Below are 17,453 nucleotides of genomic sequence, written 5' to 3' on the forward strand. Positions count from 1 at the left end.
AGCACATTTACAACTGATCCACCGCTTTCGCGAGCAGGCTCGCTCCCACAGGGGATTTGTGCGAAGCGAATAAAAAAGGCGCGCCATCCACAACGGATGGCGCGCCTTTTTTTGTTGGCGGATTCGCGGCTTAGCTGCCGGCGACAGTCATCCGCTCGATCAACACAGAGCCGGTGCGGATGTTGCTGCGCAGCTCCAGATCACTACCCACCGCGACAATCTGCTTGAACATGTCGCGCATGTTGCCGGCGATGGTCACTTCCTGCACGGCGAACTGGATCTCGCCGTTCTCGACCCAGAAGCCCGCCGCACCGCGCGAATAGTCACCGGTGACCATGTTCAGGCCGTGGCCCATCAACTCGGTGACCAGCAATCCCCGGCCCATGCGCTTGAGCAGTGCTGCCTGATCCTCGTCGCCATGGGTGACGAACAGGTTGTGCACCCCGCCCGCGTTGGCGGTGCTCGGCATGCCCAGTTTCCGTCCGGAATAGGTGCCGAGGATGTAGGAGACCAACTCGCCCTTTTCGACGAACGGTTTCGCGTAAGTCGCCAGGCCATCACCGTCGTAGGAAGCACTGCCCATGGCACGCATCAGATGCGGACGCTCATCAATGGTCAGCCATTCCGGGAACAGCTTCTGCCCCAGTGTGCCTTCCAGAAACGACGATTTGCGATACAGGCTGCCGCCGGATACTGCCGAGAGGAAGCTGCCGAACAGACCGCCCGCCAGTTCGGCGGAAAACAGCACCGGCACTTCGCAGGTCGGCACCGGCCGCGCGCCCAGACGGCTCGCCGCCCGTTGCGCGGCACGCTGGCCGATGCTCACCGGATCGGCGAGCAGACTGCCCTGGCGATTGACGTCATACCAGTAATCGCGCTGCATCTGCCCGTCAGCTTCGGCGATCATCACGCAACTCAGGCTGTGCCGGGTCGACGCGTAACCGCCGATGAAACCGTGGCTGTTGCCATAAACCCGGCAGCCCTGATGGGTGCTGAGGGTGGTGCCGTCGGCGTTCTTGATCCGCGCATCGGCATCGAACGCCGCTGCCTCGCAGAGCAAAGCCTTCTCAATGGCCTGTTCCGGGGTGATGTCCCATTCGTGGAACAGGTCGAAATCCTGCACATCCCTGGCCATCAGTGCGGCGTCGGCCAGACCCGAGGCTTCGTCCTCGGAGGTGTGTTTGGCTATCGCGAGTGCTGCAGCGACGGTTTCACGAATCGCCTCCGGCCCGGTGGCCGAGGTGCTGGCCGAGCCTTTGCGCTGGCCGACGTACAGGGTGATGCCAAAACCCTGATCACGATTGAATTCAACGGTTTCGACCTCGCGCTGACGCACCGAGGTCGACAGCCCCTGCTCCAGCGACACCGCGACTTCACAGGCGCTGGCGCCTTGGCGCTTGGCTTCGGCGATGATCTGCTCGACCTGTTCTTGCAGTGCCGGCAATGCCTGCGGGCCGACGCTTTGAACTGCACTCATGCTCATCTCCACTCAAATTCTGCTTTCGGCTGGGGTCATCGAGCGACCGGGCCGGACAAGCGGCCCCCGACTGGTTATCATGGCGGCGTTTCTTTGCGGACTGCCACCATGGTTGATTCTTACGACGACTCCCTCGATACGGGAGAAAAAAGCAAATCTCAGGTCAAACGCGAGTTGCATGCGCTGGTTGACCTCGGCGAGCGCCTGACCACACTCAAGCCTGATCTGGTCGCCAAACTGCCGTTGACCGACGCTTTGCGCCGGGCATTGGCCGATGCGCCCAAGCACACCGCGAACATCGCGCGTAAACGGCATTTGCAGTTCATCGGCAAACTGATGCGCGACCAGGACACTGACGCGATTCTGACTCTGCTCGATCAACTCGATGCCTCCACTCGCCAGTACAACGAGCGTTTCCATAATCTGGAACGCTGGCGTGACCGCCTGATCGCGGGCGATGACGCCGTGCTGGAGAAATTCGTCATCGAGTACCCGGACGCCGATCGCCAGCAATTGCGTTCCCTGATCCGTCAGGCCCAGCATGAGGTTGCGCAAAACAAACCACCTGCTTCGAGCCGCAAGATCTTCAAATACATTCGGGAGCTGGACGAGACTCAACGCGGTCTGCGTTGATAATCGCCACCGGGTGGCCGTCCTGCGCGCCACCCGAAAGCCCCACCGTTCTTATGCGCCCGTGCCACCCACGGTGATCGCATCGATTTTCAGCGTTGGCTGGCCGACACCTACCGGCACCGACTGCCCATCCTTGCCGCACGTACCCACACCGCTGTCCAGCGCCAGATCGTTACCGACCATCGACACCCGGCTCATCGCCTCGGGACCGTTGCCGATCAATGTCGCGCCTTTGACCGGTGCGGTGATTTTGCCGTCCTCGATCAGATAAGCCTCGCTGGTCGAGAACACGAACTTGCCGCTGGTGATATCGACCTGACCGCCGCCGAGGTTGGCGCAGTAGATGCCCTTCTTCACCGACGCGATGATTTCCGCCGGATCACTTTCGCCACCGAGCATGTAGGTGTTGGTCATGCGTGGCATCGGCAGATGCGCATAGGATTCGCGACGACCGTTACCGGTGCGCGCCACGCCCATCAGCCGCGCATTGAGCTTGTCTTGCATGTAGCCCTTGAGTACGCCGTTTTCGATCAGCGTGGTGCACTCGGTCGGCGTGCCTTCGTCATCGACGCTCAGCGAACCGCGACGGCCGCTCAAGGTGCCGTCATCGACGATGGTGCATAGCTTGGAGGCAACCATTTCACCCATGCGCCCGCTGTAGGCCGAGCTGCCCTTGCGGTTGAAATCGCCTTCCAGACCGTGACCGACCGCTTCGTGCAGCAGCACGCCGGACCAGCCGGAACCCAGCACCACTGGCAAGGTACCGGCCGGCGCCGGAATCGCTTCAAGGTTGACCAGTGCCTGGCGCAGCGCTTCGCGGGCATAACCCATGGCGCGGTCTTCGGCGAGGAAGTAGCGGTAATCGGTACGCCCACCGCCGCCGTGCCCGCCGCGTTCGCGACGGCCATTCTGTTCGACGATGACGCTTACGTTGAAACGCACCAGCGGACGCACATCGGCGGCCAGGCCGCCGTCGGTCGAGGCCACCAGAATCCGCTCCCAGACCCCGGCCATGCTCACGCTGACTTGCTGAATCCGTGGGTCGAGCGCGCGGGTGGCGACGTCGATGCGTTTGAGCAACTCGACTTTTTCCGCGCGGCTGAGCACTTCCAGCGGGTTATCCGGCGCGTACAATTGCGCGACGTCCTGGCTGGTGAATGCCTGCACGGTGCCGTTCTGTCCGGCGCGGGAGATCGAACGCGCGGCGCGGGCCGCTGCGCCGAGGGCCTCGAGGGTGATCGCGTTGCTGTAGGCAAAACCGGTCTTCTCACCGGACTGTGCACGCACGCCGACACCCTGATCGAGGTTGAAGCTGCCTTCCTTGACGATGCCGTCTTCCAACGCCCATGACTCGGAAATCTGGCCCTGGAAATACAGGTCGGCGGCATCGATGCCCGGCCCGGCCAGATCGCCGAGCACGCCCTGCAGGCTCTCGATCGTGACACCGCCGGGTGCCAACAGGTGATCACTGACTGAGGACAACAACTCGCTCATAGGTTTACGCCTTAAATTCGTGTTCTGAAGCAGGCCGCTGGGCGCCCTGCGAGAAAAACCGCCGATGACGCGTCACCGGCATGCGCGCCCGGATGGACGCTTGTTCATCGCTGTCGCGGGCGGCCAGCAACACCGCCTCGCCTTGATCCTGTTGGGCCAGTACGCGCCCCCACGGGTCGACAATCGCCGCATGCCCGAAGGTTTCACGCGGTCCGGGATGGCTGCCGCCCTGCGCGGCCGCGAGGATATAACACTGTGTTTCGATGGCCCGCGCGCGGATCAGTACATCCCAGTGCGCGGCGCCGGTCACGGCCGTAAACGCCGACGGTGCGGTAATCAACTCGGCACCGGCGGCACGCAATTCACTGTACAGCTCCGGGAAACGCAAGTCGTAACACACGCTCAGACCGACTCGCCCCACCGGCGTATCCGCCACCACTACATTACCGCCATAAGCATAGTCATCGGATTCACGGTACCGGCCGCGATTGTCGGCGACATCGACATCGAACAGATGCAGCTTGTCATAGCGCGCGACCACCTCGCCGTGCTCGTTGATCAGCAATGAGCAGGCATTGGCTTTGGCCGTGGGTTGACCCAACGGTGGCAACGGCAATGTACCGGCGACTATCCATAAGGTGAGGTCGCGGGCGGTCTGTTTCAACCATGGCAGGATCGGCCCTTCGCCCAAGGCCTCGGCGCGGCCGATATCGGCGACGTCGCGACGGCCCATGGCGGCGAAGTTTTCCGGCAGCACCGCGAGTTTCGCTCCGCCGGCGGCGGCCTGTTCGAGCAGGCGCCGGGCCTGGGCCAGATTGGCCGGCACGTCGCTCTGGCTGACCATTTGAATCACCGCTAAAGACATGGCCGCTCCTCGGGATTTGCATATGACTGTGTAGGAGCTGCCGAAGGCTGCGATCTGTTGATTTTTTTTAAGAGCCAGATCAAAAGATCGCAGCCTTCGGCAGCTCCTGCACGGGTAGTGTCTGCTAGTTAAAAAGGCTTGTCGAAGGTGATTTTCGGCTCTTTCCATGGGCCTTTGACGGTGTACTTGACGCTGGCGAAGCGCGCGACGCGGTCGCCGATCAGCTTGTCGATGAGGAACAGCGCGCCGCCGACCGCCGGTGCGCCAACGAGCAGCGCGGCGATCGGCAGGTTGTTGGTCACCGGCAAGGTCACCAGCAATCTCGCATCGACCTTGTCACCGACCAGATCCAGCGTGCCGTCCAATTCCAGGTTGCTCGAAGGCCCGGTCAGGCGAATCGGCTCACGTGTCACGTAGACACCATTGTTCGCCACCAGCAAACCTTTGACCCGGTCGTAGCTCAGGCCTTTGCCGAACAGGTCGGAGAAGTCCAGACGCAGGCGCCGGCCGATCGAGTTGAAGTTGAGCAGGCCGAACACCCGCAGCGCCTGAGCACCGCCTTCCACTTCAACGAACTGGCCTTTGTTCAGCGAGGCATCGAGGGTGCCGGAGAAGCGCTTGGTCGCCAGCCACGCCGGCGAGCCCGGCCAACGGCCGTCGACATCCATATGGAATTCTTCGCTGGTCACGCTCGGCGCGAAGCCCCAGCCTTTGAGCACGTCGGCCAGATTCTTGCCGCCAATGCGGCCCTTGTACCAACTGCTGGTCGCCCCCGGCGCGCCTTCCCAGCCGCCGTTGCCTTGCAGCAGGATACCCTTGAGGCCCATGTCGAGGTTGTTCAGGGCGATGCCCTTGGCGGTCGGCCGCACTTTCAGCGACCAGCCACCGACCAGATCGGGGCCGAGGAACAACTGATTGAGGGTGATATCCAGCGCCGGGATTTTCGTCGGGTCGACCGACGCCAATGGATCCGGTGCATTCTCGTCAGCCTGCACCGCCGGGTCCGGCGCCGGCAGTTTCACGTATTGCAGATTCACCGCAATCGGCACGCCCTTGGCATCCGGCAGGCTGGCGCTGCCCTTGGCCTGTTGGCTGTCGAGCGCCAGGTTCCACGCGCCTGGCTTGCGATTGATCTGCACCGAAGCCTGATCCAGCGTGGTGCCGAACGCGGTCAATTTGCCGACCTTGATGTCAGCACTGCTCAGCAGTTGCTTGGCGCTGCCGCCCGGATCCCCGCCAGCGTACTTGCTGGCCAGATCCTGCCACGGCGCGACGTCCAGTTCCGACAGCACCCCGCGAATGCGCAGGCCCTTGGCGCCCGGCAACACCGCTTCGCCAGCGCCGAGAAACAGTTCGCCACGGCCGTCGGCGAAATTGCTCGGCGGCGCAGCAAAAGTGAAATTGGCCAGTTGATCGTAATTGAACCAGTAACGCCGCTCCTGCCCTTGCAGGGTCATGCGAAACACTGTGTCGCGCCCGACATCGGCGGTCATGCCGAACGGCGCCGGCAGATCCACCGCCACGCCTTTGAGGCTGGAGCTGACCAGCAACTGGCTGTCGGCCCCGGAAAGATTCAGCTGCAACTGATACGGAATCGTCCCGGACACCGGCAACGGCTGGGTCACACCCAGCCAGTCAGTGAGCTTCTTCACTTCGACCTGCCCCGACGCCGCAACTCGGGTCTTGATCTGGTTGGGGCTGCCATCAGCGAAGATCTGCGCAGTGACCGGTTTGTCGAAGGCCCGTGCAGAGATGTTCTGGCCGCTGAGGCCTTTATTGCTGTCGAAGCGGAAATCGCCCTTGAGCTGGCTCAGTTCGAGCTTCGGTTCGGCCAGTTTCAGCCGCGCGTTGGCGGTTTTGAAATCGACGAGGATTTTCGGCTGTTCGCCCTTGGCCAGCGGAATATCCAGCTTGAGCTTGCCATTCAGATCACCCGCACCCTCCCAACCAGCAAAGGTCTCACCAGTGCCGATCGGCGTATCCTGAAGAATCTTCAAGCCGTCGCCGAGACCACCGGCAAATGCGCCATCCAGGAACAAATGCGAGCTCTGCCCGGCCGGTACATGAGGAATATTGACGAAGACATCGCTGACTTGGGTGTCGAGCAACTGGCCTTTGCTGGCCCAGATGCGCACGCCGCTGTCTTCGATGAACACATCGCCGCTGACTTTGCTCACATGCGGCCAGCCCGGCTGAAACGCCAGCTCGGCGTCGTGCACTTTGAAGAACAGGCTGATGCTGCGATCAGCCTCGCCAGCGTTCTTGCTCAGCGAGCCCTGATACTGGAAGAAGCCCTGGTCCACTGCGCCTTTGAGGATCGCTGTGCGCAGCCAATCATCAAGCGCCGGGCTCAACACCGCCGGCAGGTATTTCGCGGTGTAGCGACCGTCGCCATCAACCAGGCCGACGCGCAGGTCCATGTAGTCTTCCTGGCTATGGTCAAAGTGCAGGCGAATGAGGAAATCGCCGGCAATCTTGCCCTCCTCGCCCAATACCTTGAGGTATGGCGCAATCAGGGTGAAGCCATCCTTGTCGAGCTTCCAGGTCAGCCGCGCATTGGCCTGCAGGTATTGCCATGGCTTGGCGAAAATCGGATCGAGGTGCAGGACGAAATCCTTGCTGTCGAGGCGCAACTCGCCGCCGTCGAGGTTGCCGCTCAGGCTGCCACTGACATTGCGCGCCGCCGGAGCGCCGTGGTAGGCATCGAAACCGACATTGTCGAGGTTGGCGGCAAAGCCGAATTTGCTGCCATCGGTGGCGGTCGGGCGGAAGTCCAGCAGCACATTACGCAGGCCGCCGGTTACCTTCAAACGCTCGACCACTGTGGCGAAGCTTTGTGGCAACGGCCCCAGCGCATTGAGCAGCGGCGTGATCGGGGTCAGATCGAGGCGATCGGCCTGCAGATGCCAGAGCTCTTCAGCCTTGGCGCTGGCGCGAGTCTGCTGCACCTGCACATGGGATTCCCAGCGGGTTTCGCCGAAGCTCATCGCCAGTGAATCGAGGGTGACTTTCACCCCTTCGGCTGTGTTGCGGTAATAGGCGTTGAGCGCCAGATTGTTGATCTGGATCGGCTTGCGCTCGGCGTAGGCACCGGTCACTTGCGGCGCATTCAGGCGCAACGCGGCGCTTTGCAAAGCGCCTTCGGACCAATCGACCCAGAGTTCGCCGCCGGCCTTGATCTCGGAAAAATTCCATTGCTGGGTCAGGCGCTCGGGAAGCCATTTCGCCCAGTCGCTCTGCGGCAGGCTGGCATAACCCTCGATGGCGCTGTTCTGCCATTGATCGGGACGCAGCTGGCTGCGCAGGCTCAGCGCGACAGGCTGGCCATCGGGCAAGGTCAGACGCGCGTCGAGACGCTGGCGGCTGGCGCCGGTACGCAGATTGAGGCCGACATAGGTGAGCGTCATGGGCGGGTGATCGAGCGGTTGCAGGGTCACCTGGCTGTCGAGCACCGACAATTGCCTGATCATCTGCGAGCGCTGGAACAGTTGCGCCGCATCGAACGGCTGATCCTTCTGCACCGGCAGCCCTTCCAGCGCCCAGGTACCGTCTTCGGCTTCCTTGAGGCTGATCTTCAAACCGTTGAGTTCGATATGCGCGAGACGGACTTCGCGGGCGAGCAAGCTGCCCCACATATCCGGCACTACCCGTACGCGGTCGAGGCGCAGCGCGTTGGCGCCGTCGCCGACCATCACGTCATGGGCCAGCAGGATCGGCGCGAAACCGCTCCAGTTGCCTTCCAGCTCACCGATCTGCAAGGGCATGCCGAGGGCGGCGCTGGCCTTGTCTTCGATGTCGGCGCGGTATTCGGCCACCAGTGGCGTCAGCTCGCGGCCGAGGCTGACGTACAACGCCATCAACACCAGAACCAACGCGCACAGGCCCAGCCCCCAGCGGGTGAGTGCGGCCAGAATGCGTGTCAGACGCTCCATGTCAGTTGGCTCCCATGGCAAAAAAACTGCGAAAAGCTGAGGCCAGCCGCGTTGAATGAAGGGTGATGCAGGGTTTCAGAGCAGCACCACGTCATATTGTTCCTGGGAATACATGGTTTCCACCTGGAAGCGTATGGTGCGACCGATGAAGCCTTCAAGCTCGGCGACGTTACCGGACTCTTCATCGAGCAGACGATCGACCACCTTCTGGTTGGCCAGCACCCGGTAACCCTCGGCCTGGTAGGCCCGGGCCTCGCGGAGAATCTCGCGGAAGATCTCGTAACAGATGGTTTCGGCGGTCTTCAGCTTGCCGCGTCCCTGACAACTGCTGCACGGTTCGCACAGCACCTGCTCAAGGCTTTCGCGGGTGCGCTTGCGGGTCATCTGCACCAGGCCCAATTCGGTGATGCCGATGATGTTGGTCTTGGCGTGGTCGCGCTCCAGCTGTTTTTCCAGAGTGCGCAGGACCTGACGCTGGTGCTCTTCATCTTCCATGTCGATGAAGTCGATGATGATGATCCCGCCGAGGTTGCGCAGGCGCATCTGCCGGGCAATCGCCGTGGCCGCTTCGAGATTGGTCTTGAAAATGGTTTCTTCGAGGTTGCGATGACCGACGAACGCCCCGGTGTTGACGTCGATGGTGGTCATGGCTTCCGCCGGATCGATCACCAGATAGCCGCCTGACTTCAGCGGCACCTTGCGCTCCAGCGCGCGCTGGATTTCGTCTTCGACACCGTACAGATCGAAGATCGGTCGTTCACCCGGGTAGTGTTCCAGACGATCAGCGATTTCCGGCATCAGTTCGGCGACAAACTGCGTGGTTTTCTGGAAGGTTTCCCGGGAATCGATGCGGATCTTCTCGATTTTCGGATTGACCAGATCACGCAGGGTGCGCAGGGCCAGGCCGAGATCTTCGTAGATCACGCTCGGCGCGGCGATGGTCTTGATCTGCTCGTTGATCTGGTCCCAGAGGCGCCGCAGGTAACGGATGTCCATGAGGATTTCATCAGCGCCGGCACCTTCAGCAGCCGTGCGCAGAATGAAGCCGCCGGCCTCCTTGATGCCTTCTTTGGCCACGCAATCACTGACCACCTGCTTGAGGCGCTCGCGCTCGGCTTCGTCTTCGATCTTCAGGGAAATACCGACATGAGCGGTACGCGGCATGTACACCAGATAACGCGAAGGAATCGACAGTTGTGTGGTCAGGCGTGCGCCTTTGGAGCCGATCGGGTCTTTGGTGACTTGCACCACCAGGCTCTGACCTTCGTGCACCAGCGAACTGATGCTTTCCACCGCCGGGCCTTCACGCAGGGAGATTTCGGCGGCGTGAATGAAAGCTGCACGATCGAGGCCGATGTCGACAAATGCCGCCTGCATGCCCGGCAGGACGCGAACGATCTTGCCTTTATAGATGTTGCCGACGATCCCGCGTTTCTGCGTGCGCTCGACGTGGACTTCTTGCAGCACACCGTTTTCGACCACCGCCACGCGCGATTCCATCGGCGTGATGTTGATCAGAATCTCTTCACTCATGGCAGGATCTCGTTCAGGCATGTTCACGATAGTGGCCGCATCTGGATTCGTACGACGCTCAGGGCGTGTTCAGGTTTTGCCAACAGGGTATGCCGAAATGGCCCAACACCTCGCAGGTTTCGCACAACGGCAAGCCGACCACCGCCGAATAGCTGCCGTCGAGCCCGGCGACAAACACCGCACCCAGGCCCTGAATGCCATAGCCGCCGGCCTTGTCGCGCGGTTCACCACTGGCCCAGTAGGCGCCGGCCTCATCGCAGCTGATGCTGCGGAAACGCACGCGACTGCGCACCACCCGCGACTCGCAGCGCTCACCTTCAAGCACGGCGATGGCGGTCAGCACTTCGTGTTCGTTGCCGGACAACATCATCAGCATGGCGCATGCATCGGCTTCGTCCACCGGTTTGCCAAGAATTTTGCCGTCGAGCACCACAGCGGTGTCGGCGCCAAGCACGCAGAACGGCTGATCAGAGACGACCGAACGGCGACCGGCCTCGGCCTTGCCACGCGCAAGGCGTTCGACATAGGCCGAAGGGGATTCTTCAGGAAGCGGGGTTTCGTCGATGTCCGCGCTGATGGCGGAGAACTGCACGCCGATCTGCGTGAGCAATTCACGGCGACGCGGTGAGCCGGAGGCGAGGTAAAGCAGTTTCATCAAAACATCTCCCTGTTCAGTGCCCTGCTTCACCGGCTCAATAGATTCTGTAGCGTCGGCACATCCCGCGAAGGGCGAAGCTGACCCACGGCCAGAGCAAGGCACTGACCAGCGCCGGCAAGACCAGCGCCAGGGTTGGCTGACGGTTGCCGGTCAGAGCGCTCAGCCACAGTTGCGCCAACTGTGCGAGGCCGAAGATCACCAGGATCACCAGGCACTGCTGCCACATCGGGAACATGCGCAGACGCTGCTGCAACGACAACACGAGGAAAGTAATCAGGGTCAGGATCAGCGCGTTCTGCCCGAGCAGGTCGCCCTGCAGGACATCTTCGGCCAGTCCCAGACAGAAGGCGGTGACCATGCCGACCGTGTGCGGCATGTACAGCGCCCAAAAAGTCACGAGCAAGGCCAGCCACAGCGGGCGAAGGATTTCCATGAAGATCGGCAACGGTGACACGCTGAGCAGGATGCCGACGAAGAACGTCAACCAGATCATCCAGCTGTTTCCGGATTTTTTCGCGCCGACCATTATTCTCGTCCCCCGGTAGTCGCTGGCGGTTTTGCCGGTGGTTTGCTCGCGGCCGGCGGTTTGGCAGCGGCCGGAGCGGCAGCGGGCGGTTTGCTCGCGGCAGGCTTGGCAGGCGTGGTGGCAGGCGCCGCTGCTTCAGCGGCCGGCGCTGCAGTAGCGGTCGACGGCGTGGCAGGCATGATCAACGGTTTCGGCACGCTGGCCGGCAACATCGGGCCGCCGCCGTGGGCATCGAGCTGTTCCTGCGCCTGGGCCGCGTCATTGGCGCGTTCTTCGGCAGTGCGGCTGTCGCTGAACACCAGCAGCAGGTAGCGGCTGCGGTTCAGGGCGGCAGTCGGCACGGCGCGGACAATGGCAAACGGTTGGCCGGAATCGTGGATGACTTCCTTGACCGTGGCCACCGGATAACCAGCGGGGAATCGCTGGCCGAGGCCGGAGCTGACCAGCAGATCGCCTTCCTTGATGTCCGCCGTGTCGGCGACATGGCGCAATTCCAGGCGCTCCGGGTTGCCGGTGCCGCTGGCAATCGCGCGCAGACCGTTACGGTTCACCTGCACGGGAATGCTATGGGTGGTGTCGGTCAGCAGCAGAACGCGCGAGGTGTACGGCATCAATTCGACCACCTGGCCCATCAGCCCGCGTGCATCGAGCACCGGTTGGCCGAGCACCACGCCGTCGCGCTCACCTTTGTTGATGATGATGCGATGGGTGAAGGGGTTGGGATCCATGCCGATCAGCTCGGCCACTTCGACCTTTTCATTGACCAGCGCGGAGGAGTTGAGCAACTCGCGCAGCCGAACGTTCTGCTCGGTCAGGGCCGCGAGCTTTTGCATGCGCCCCTGCAACAGCAGGTTTTCGGTCTTGAGTTTTTCGTTTTCGGCGACGAGCTCGGTGCGGCTGCCGAACTGACTGGCGACCCCTTCCCACAAGCGGCCGGGCAGGTCAGTGATCCAGTAGGCATCCATGAGCACCAGCGACGCTTGTTTGCGCGCGGGCTTGAGCAGGTCGAAACGTGCATCGACCACCATCAGCGCGACCGCGAGCACGGCCAGCACCAACAGGCGCACGCCCAACGAAGGGCCTTTGGTGAAAAGCGGTTTAATAAGCCGCTCCTCCCAGGCAAATGTTCTGTTTATTCATACGGCATCAAACCGGCCTGGATGAAGACTGACAGAAGATAAACGCCAACAGGCAGCACTGCAAAGTGCTGCCTGTGCGCTCACCCACGTATTGCATTCGAAGCTTATTCGCTCGAAAGCAGATCCATGGTGTGCTTATCCATCATTTCCAGCGCACGGCCACCGCCGCGAGCAACGCATGTCAGCGGATCTTCGGCAACGATCACCGGCAGACCGGTTTCCTGGGCCAGCAACTTGTCGAGGTCACGCAGCAGCGCGCCACCACCGGTCAGCACCAGGCCACGCTCGGCGATGTCGGAAGCCAGTTCCGGCGGCGATTGCTCCAGCGCGCTTTTCACCGCCTGAACGATGGTTGCCAGCGACTCTTGCAGAGCCTCGAGCACTTCGTTCGAGTTCAGGGTGAATGCGCGTGGAACGCCTTCGGCCAGGTTGCGACCGCGAACATCGACTTCGCGCACTTCGCCGCCCGGGTAGGCCGTACCGATTTCCTGCTTGATGCGCTCAGCGGTGGATTCACCGATCAGGCTGCCGTAGTTGCGGCGCACGTAGGTGATGATCGCTTCGTCGAAACGGTCGCCGCCGACACGTACGGATTCGGCGTAAACCACACCGTTAAGGGAGATCAGGGCGATCTCGGTGGTACCACCACCGATGTCCACGACCATCGAACCGCGCGCTTCTTCAACCGGCAGACCGGCACCGATCGCAGCAGCCATCGGCTCTTCGATCAGGAACACTTCACGGGCACCGGCGCCAAGGGCCGATTCACGGATGGCGCGACGCTCAACCTGGGTGGACTTGCATGGAACGCAGATCAGCACACGAGGGCTGGGCTGCAGGAAACTGTTTTCGTGAACCTTGTTGATAAAGTACTGCAGCATCTTTTCGCAGACGCTGAAGTCGGCGATCACGCCGTCCTTCATCGGACGAATGGCAGCAATGTTGCCCGGCGTACGGCCGAGCATGCGCTTGGCCTCGGTGCCGACAGCAACGACACTTTTCTGGTTACCGTGTGTCCGAATGGCCACAACCGATGGCTCATTCAGGACGATACCGCGCTCGCGCACGTAAATAAGGGTGTTGGCAGTGCCCAGGTCAATGGAAAGATCGCTGGAAAACATGCCACGCAGTTTCTTGAACATGGGAAAGGGACCCTAGGCAACGCGTGGGTAAAAAAGTGCGGCAAACTCTAACAACGACAGGGATTTTGGGCAAGGCGCCAATATGTTAAATTGGCCGCTTTTCTGTGCACCAAGCCCCACAATCGCGGCCTTATGACCGTAGAAGTGCGGTAGTGTTCCGACAATCTAACACACGGACGCCGTCCGTTCTGTTTTCCACTGGAGAATCCCGATGGCGCTAGAACGCTCCGACGTGGAAAAAATCGCGCATCTGGCCTGCCTTGGCCTCAACGATGCCGATCTTCCGCACATTACTTCCGCCCTCAACAGCATTCTCGGGCTGGTCGACGAAATGCAGGCCGTTGATACCGACGGTATCGAGCCGCTGGCCCACCCCCTGGAAGCCAGTCAGCGCCTGCGCGCCGACGTGGTGACCGAGACGAATAATCGCGAGGCCTACCAGTCCATCGCACCAGCGGTCGAAAACGGCCTGTATCTGGTTCCGAAAGTCATCGACTAAAGGGAAAGAGCCTGCAATGCATCAAATGACTCTGGCCGAGATCGCCCGCGGTCTCGCCGATAAAAAGTTTTCCTCCGAAGAGCTGACCAAAGTCCTGCTGGCGCGTATTACCCAGCTCGATCCGCAGCTCAACAGTTTCATCAGCCTCACCGAGGATCTGGCCATCGAGCAGGCGAAAGCCGCCGATGCACGCCGGGCCAATGGTGAGAGCGGCGCCCTGCTCGGCGCGCCGATTGCCCACAAGGATCTGTTCTGCACCCAGGGCATCCGCACCAGCTGCGGCTCGAAGATGCTCGACAACTTCAAAGCCCCGTATGACGCCACTGTCGTTGCGAAACTGGCCGCTGCCGGCGCCGTGACCCTGGGCAAGACCAACATGGACGAATTCGCCATGGGTTCGGCCAACGAGTCGAGCTGGTACGGCGCGGTGAAAAACCCGTGGAACCTGGAACACGTGCCGGGCGGTTCGTCCGGTGGTTCGGCCGCCGCCGTGGCCGCTCGCCTGCTGCCTGCCGCCACCGCAACCGACACCGGCGGTTCGATCCGCCAGCCGGCAGCATTCACCAACCTCACCGGTTTGAAGCCGACCTACGGTCGCGTTTCGCGCTGGGGCATGATTGCCTACGCGTCCAGCCTTGATCAGGGCGGTCCGTTGGCGCGCACGGCCGAAGACTGCGCGATCCTGCTACAAGGCATGGCCGGTTTCGACCCGAACGACTCCACCAGCATCGATGAGCCGGTGCCGGATTACTCCGCCGGCCTGGGCGAGTCGCTGCAAGGCCTGCGCATCGGCGTGCCGAAGGAATACTTCAGCGCCGGTCTCGACCCGCGCATTGCCGAGCTGATCCAGAACAGCATCCAGCAGTTGCAGAAGCTCGGTGCGGTGATCAAGGAAATCAGCCTGCCGAACATGCAGCACGCCATTCCTGCGTACTACGTGATCGCCCCGGCAGAAGCGTCTTCCAACCTGTCGCGTTTCGACGGCGTACGTTTCGGCCACCGCTGCGAAAACCCGGAAAACCTCATCGACCTGTACAAGCGCTCCCGTGGCGAAGGCTTCGGCGCGGAAGTACAGCGCCGGATCATGGTCGGTGCCTACGCGCTGTCCGCCGGTTACTACGACGCCTACTACCTGAAAGCGCAGAAGATTCGTCGTTTGGTGAAGAACGATTTCATGGCTGCGTTCAATGAAGTCGACATCATCCTCGGCCCGACCACGCCGAACCCGGCCTGGAAGCTTGGCGCCAAGAACAGCGACCCGGTCGCTGCCTATCTGGAAGACGTCTACACCATCACCGCCAACCTCGCCGGCCTGCCGGGCCTGTCGATGCCGGCCGGTTTTGTCGACGGTCTGCCGGTGGGCGTGCAGTTGCTCGCGCCGTACTTCCAGGAAGGCCGTTTGCTCAACGTTGCGCACCAGTATCAGTTGAACACTGACTGGCACACCCGCACCCCAACCGGCTTCTGAGGAGACACACATGCAATGGGAAGTCGTGATCGGGCTGGAGATTCACACTCAGCTCACCACCCGGTCGAAAATCTTTTCCGGTAGTTCCACCACATTCGGTTCCGAGCCGAACACCCAGGCCAGCCTGATCGACCTGGGCATGCCCGGCGTGCTGCCGGTGCTCAACCAGGAAGCGGTGCGCATGGCGGTGATGTTCGGTCTGGCAATTGACGCCGAGATCGGCCAGCACAACGTGTTCGCCCGGAAAAACTATTTCTACCCGGATCTGCCGAAGGGCTACCAGATCAGCCAGATGGAATTGCCGATCGTTGGCAAAGGCCACCTGGACATCGCCCTGGAAGACGGCACGGTCAAACGCGTCGGCATCACCCGCGCGCACCTGGAAGAAGACGCCGGCAAGAGCCTGCACGAAGAATTCAACGGTGCCACCGGCATCGACCTGAACCGTGCCGGCACGCCGCTGCTGGAAATCGTTTCCGAACCGGACATGCGCAGCGCCAAGGAAGCCGTGGCTTACGTCAAGGCGATCCACGCACTGGTGCGTTACCTGGGCATCTGCGACGGCAACATGGCCGAAGGCTCGCTGCGTTGCGACTGCAACGTCTCGGTACGCCCGAAAGGCCAGGTCGAGTTCGGCACTCGCTGCGAGATCAAGAACGTCAACTCGTTCCGTTTCATCGAGAAGGCGATCAACTCCGAGATCCAGCGCCAGATCGAGCTGATCGAAGACGGCGGCAAAGTGATCCAGCAGACCCGCCTGTACGATCCGAACAAGGACGAGACCCGTCCGATGCGTTCGAAAGAGGAAGCCAACGACTACCGTTACTTCCCCGATCCGGACCTGCTGCCGGTGGTCATCGAAGAGTCGTTCCTCGGTGAAGTGCGTGCCACCCTGCCGGAACTGCCACCGCAAAAGCGCGAGCGCTTCCAGAGCCAGTTCGGTCTGTCGGCTTACGACGCCAACGTGCTGGCCACCAGCCGTGAACAGGCGGATTACTTCGAGAAAGTCGCAGCCATCGGTGGCGACCCGAAACTGGCGGCGAACTGGGTGATGGTCGAGTTGGGCAGCCTGCTCAACAAGCAGGGCCTGGACATCGAGGATTCGCCAGTCTCCGCCGAGCAACTGGGCGGCATGCTGCAGCGCATCAAGGACAACACCATCTCCGGCAAGATCGCCAAGGTGGTGTTCGAAGCGATGGCCAATGGTGAAGGCAGTGCTGACGAGATCATCGAGAAGCGCGGCCTCAAGCAAGTCACCGACACCGGCGCGATCTCGGCCGTGCTCGACGAAATGCTCGCGGCCAACGCCGAACAGGTCGAACAGTACCGCGCGGCAGACGAAGCCAAACGCGGCAAGATGTTCGGCTTCTTCGTCGGCCAGGCCATGAAAGCCTCGAAAGGCAAGGCCAACCCGCAGCAGGTGAACGAACTGCTGAAAAGCAAGCTCGAAGGCTGACCACCAATGGAGCCAGATCCAAAGCCTGGCTCCATCCCCTGTGGAAGGGACCTGTGGCGAGGGGATTCATCCCCGTTGGGCCGCGAAGCGGCCCCAATTGCTGAGCTTGATTTGCACCAGATAAACCGAGTTCTCAGTTTTGGGACTGCTGCGCAGTCCAACGGGGATAAATCCCCTCGCCACAGGTCACTCCTACATTTGATCCGGGATACCTTTGAATGAAGCGTCTGTTGCTGAGCAGCGCCCTGCTCTCTCTGCTGGCCGGTTGCGCCAGTACCGACACCATCGACCCGCACGGTTATGACCAGACCGGCGTCGCCTCCTATTACGGAGCCAGGCATCACGGTAAACGCACCGCCAGCGGCGAAGCGTTCAACCAGCATTCCCTGACCGCCGCCCACCGCCAGTTGCCGTTCGGCACGCGGGTGAAGGTCACCAATCTGAAAAACGATGAATCAGTCGTGGTCCGCATCAATGACCGTGGCCCGCACACCCGTGGCCGACTGATCGATCTGTCACGCGAGGCCGCCGATGAAATCGGCATGCTGCGCAGTGGCACCGCACGGGTTCGCGTGCAGGCCCTGGACTGATGGAGCGCCGACCATTTTCGGACTAGCCGATCTGCCGCTGA

At 61.7% G+C, this 17,453-nt stretch carries 14 protein-coding genes; 5 read left to right on the forward strand and 9 right to left on the reverse strand.

Annotation, left to right across the window (positions count from 1 at the left end):
• Nucleotides 1-130 precede the first annotated feature (130 nt).
• A complete protein-coding gene (gene pmbA, locus AB4N48_RS20255) occupies nucleotides 131-1,477 on the reverse strand; it encodes a metalloprotease PmbA (protein ID WP_370593493.1) in 1,347 nt (448 codons plus the stop codon).
• Nucleotides 1,478-1,585: 108 nt separating this feature from the next.
• Between pmbA and yjgA the strand changes: the two genes are divergently transcribed.
• The gene (yjgA, locus tag AB4N48_RS20260) at nucleotides 1,586-2,110 is read left to right on the forward strand and encodes a ribosome biogenesis factor YjgA (protein ID WP_016771692.1); all 525 of its coding nucleotides are present in this window, start codon (nucleotides 1,586-1,588) and stop codon (nucleotides 2,108-2,110) included.
• A gap of 51 nt (nucleotides 2,111-2,161) precedes the next feature.
• On the opposite strand, the gene tldD is transcribed toward yjgA, so the two are convergent.
• From tldD to mreB, 8 genes are all read right to left on the reverse strand, one after another.
• Nucleotides 2,162-3,604, reverse strand: a complete 1,443-nt coding sequence (gene tldD / locus AB4N48_RS20265; RefSeq protein ID WP_016771693.1) for a metalloprotease TldD — start codon at nucleotides 3,602-3,604, stop codon at nucleotides 2,162-2,164.
• A gap of 4 nt (nucleotides 3,605-3,608) precedes the next feature.
• Nucleotides 3,609-4,469 (reverse strand): carbon-nitrogen hydrolase family protein, encoded by an 861-nt coding sequence (locus AB4N48_RS20270; RefSeq protein ID WP_056782936.1) that lies wholly within the window; start codon nucleotides 4,467-4,469, stop codon nucleotides 3,609-3,611.
• A gap of 128 nt (nucleotides 4,470-4,597) precedes the next feature.
• Nucleotides 4,598-8,401: a YhdP family protein gene (locus AB4N48_RS20275; protein WP_460094219.1), complete on the reverse strand. Its 3,804-nt coding sequence runs from the start codon at nucleotides 8,399-8,401 to the stop codon at nucleotides 4,598-4,600.
• 75 nt (nucleotides 8,402-8,476) lie between these two features.
• Nucleotides 8,477-9,934: a ribonuclease G gene (gene rng / locus AB4N48_RS20280; protein ID WP_016771696.1), complete on the reverse strand. Its 1,458-nt coding sequence runs from the start codon at nucleotides 9,932-9,934 to the stop codon at nucleotides 8,477-8,479.
• A 58-nt stretch (nucleotides 9,935-9,992) separates the two neighbouring features.
• A complete protein-coding gene (locus AB4N48_RS20285; protein ID WP_375123124.1) occupies nucleotides 9,993-10,589 on the reverse strand; it encodes a Maf family protein in 597 nt (198 codons plus the stop codon).
• 37 nt (nucleotides 10,590-10,626) lie between these two features.
• On the reverse strand, nucleotides 10,627-11,118 hold the full coding sequence (mreD, locus tag AB4N48_RS20290; protein WP_056782930.1) for a rod shape-determining protein MreD: 492 nt from the start codon (nucleotides 11,116-11,118) through the stop codon (nucleotides 10,627-10,629).
• Complete coding sequence (gene mreC / locus AB4N48_RS20295; protein ID WP_231507578.1) at nucleotides 11,118-12,185, reverse strand: rod shape-determining protein MreC; 1,068 nt, start codon at nucleotides 12,183-12,185, stop codon at nucleotides 11,118-11,120. Before mreC ends, mreD begins: the two co-directional genes overlap by 1 nt.
• Nucleotides 12,186-12,361: 176 nt before the next feature.
• The gene (mreB, locus tag AB4N48_RS20300; RefSeq protein ID WP_002555108.1) at nucleotides 12,362-13,399 is read right to left on the reverse strand and encodes a rod shape-determining protein MreB; all 1,038 of its coding nucleotides are present in this window, start codon (nucleotides 13,397-13,399) and stop codon (nucleotides 12,362-12,364) included.
• Between the two features lie 211 nt (nucleotides 13,400-13,610).
• On the opposite strand from mreB, the gene gatC reads away from it, so the two are divergent.
• From gatC to AB4N48_RS20320, 4 genes are all read left to right on the forward strand, one after another.
• Nucleotides 13,611-13,898 (forward strand): Asp-tRNA(Asn)/Glu-tRNA(Gln) amidotransferase subunit GatC, encoded by a 288-nt coding sequence (gene gatC / locus AB4N48_RS20305; protein WP_024011606.1) that lies wholly within the window; start codon nucleotides 13,611-13,613, stop codon nucleotides 13,896-13,898.
• Between the two features lie 16 nt (nucleotides 13,899-13,914).
• Entirely contained in the window at nucleotides 13,915-15,366 is a 1,452-nt protein-coding gene (gene gatA, locus AB4N48_RS20310; protein WP_460094221.1) for an Asp-tRNA(Asn)/Glu-tRNA(Gln) amidotransferase subunit GatA, read from the forward strand.
• A 10-nt stretch (nucleotides 15,367-15,376) separates the two neighbouring features.
• Nucleotides 15,377-16,822, forward strand: coding sequence for an Asp-tRNA(Asn)/Glu-tRNA(Gln) amidotransferase subunit GatB (gene gatB, locus AB4N48_RS20315; RefSeq protein ID WP_460094222.1), 1,446 nt, complete (start codon nucleotides 15,377-15,379; stop codon nucleotides 16,820-16,822).
• A 218-nt stretch (nucleotides 16,823-17,040) separates the two neighbouring features.
• Nucleotides 17,041-17,412, forward strand: coding sequence for a septal ring lytic transglycosylase RlpA family protein (locus AB4N48_RS20320; RefSeq protein ID WP_056782925.1), 372 nt, complete (start codon nucleotides 17,041-17,043; stop codon nucleotides 17,410-17,412).
• Nucleotides 17,413-17,453: the final 41 nt, after the last annotated feature.

This window comes from Pseudomonas sp. S2_C11 (assembly GCF_054668395.1).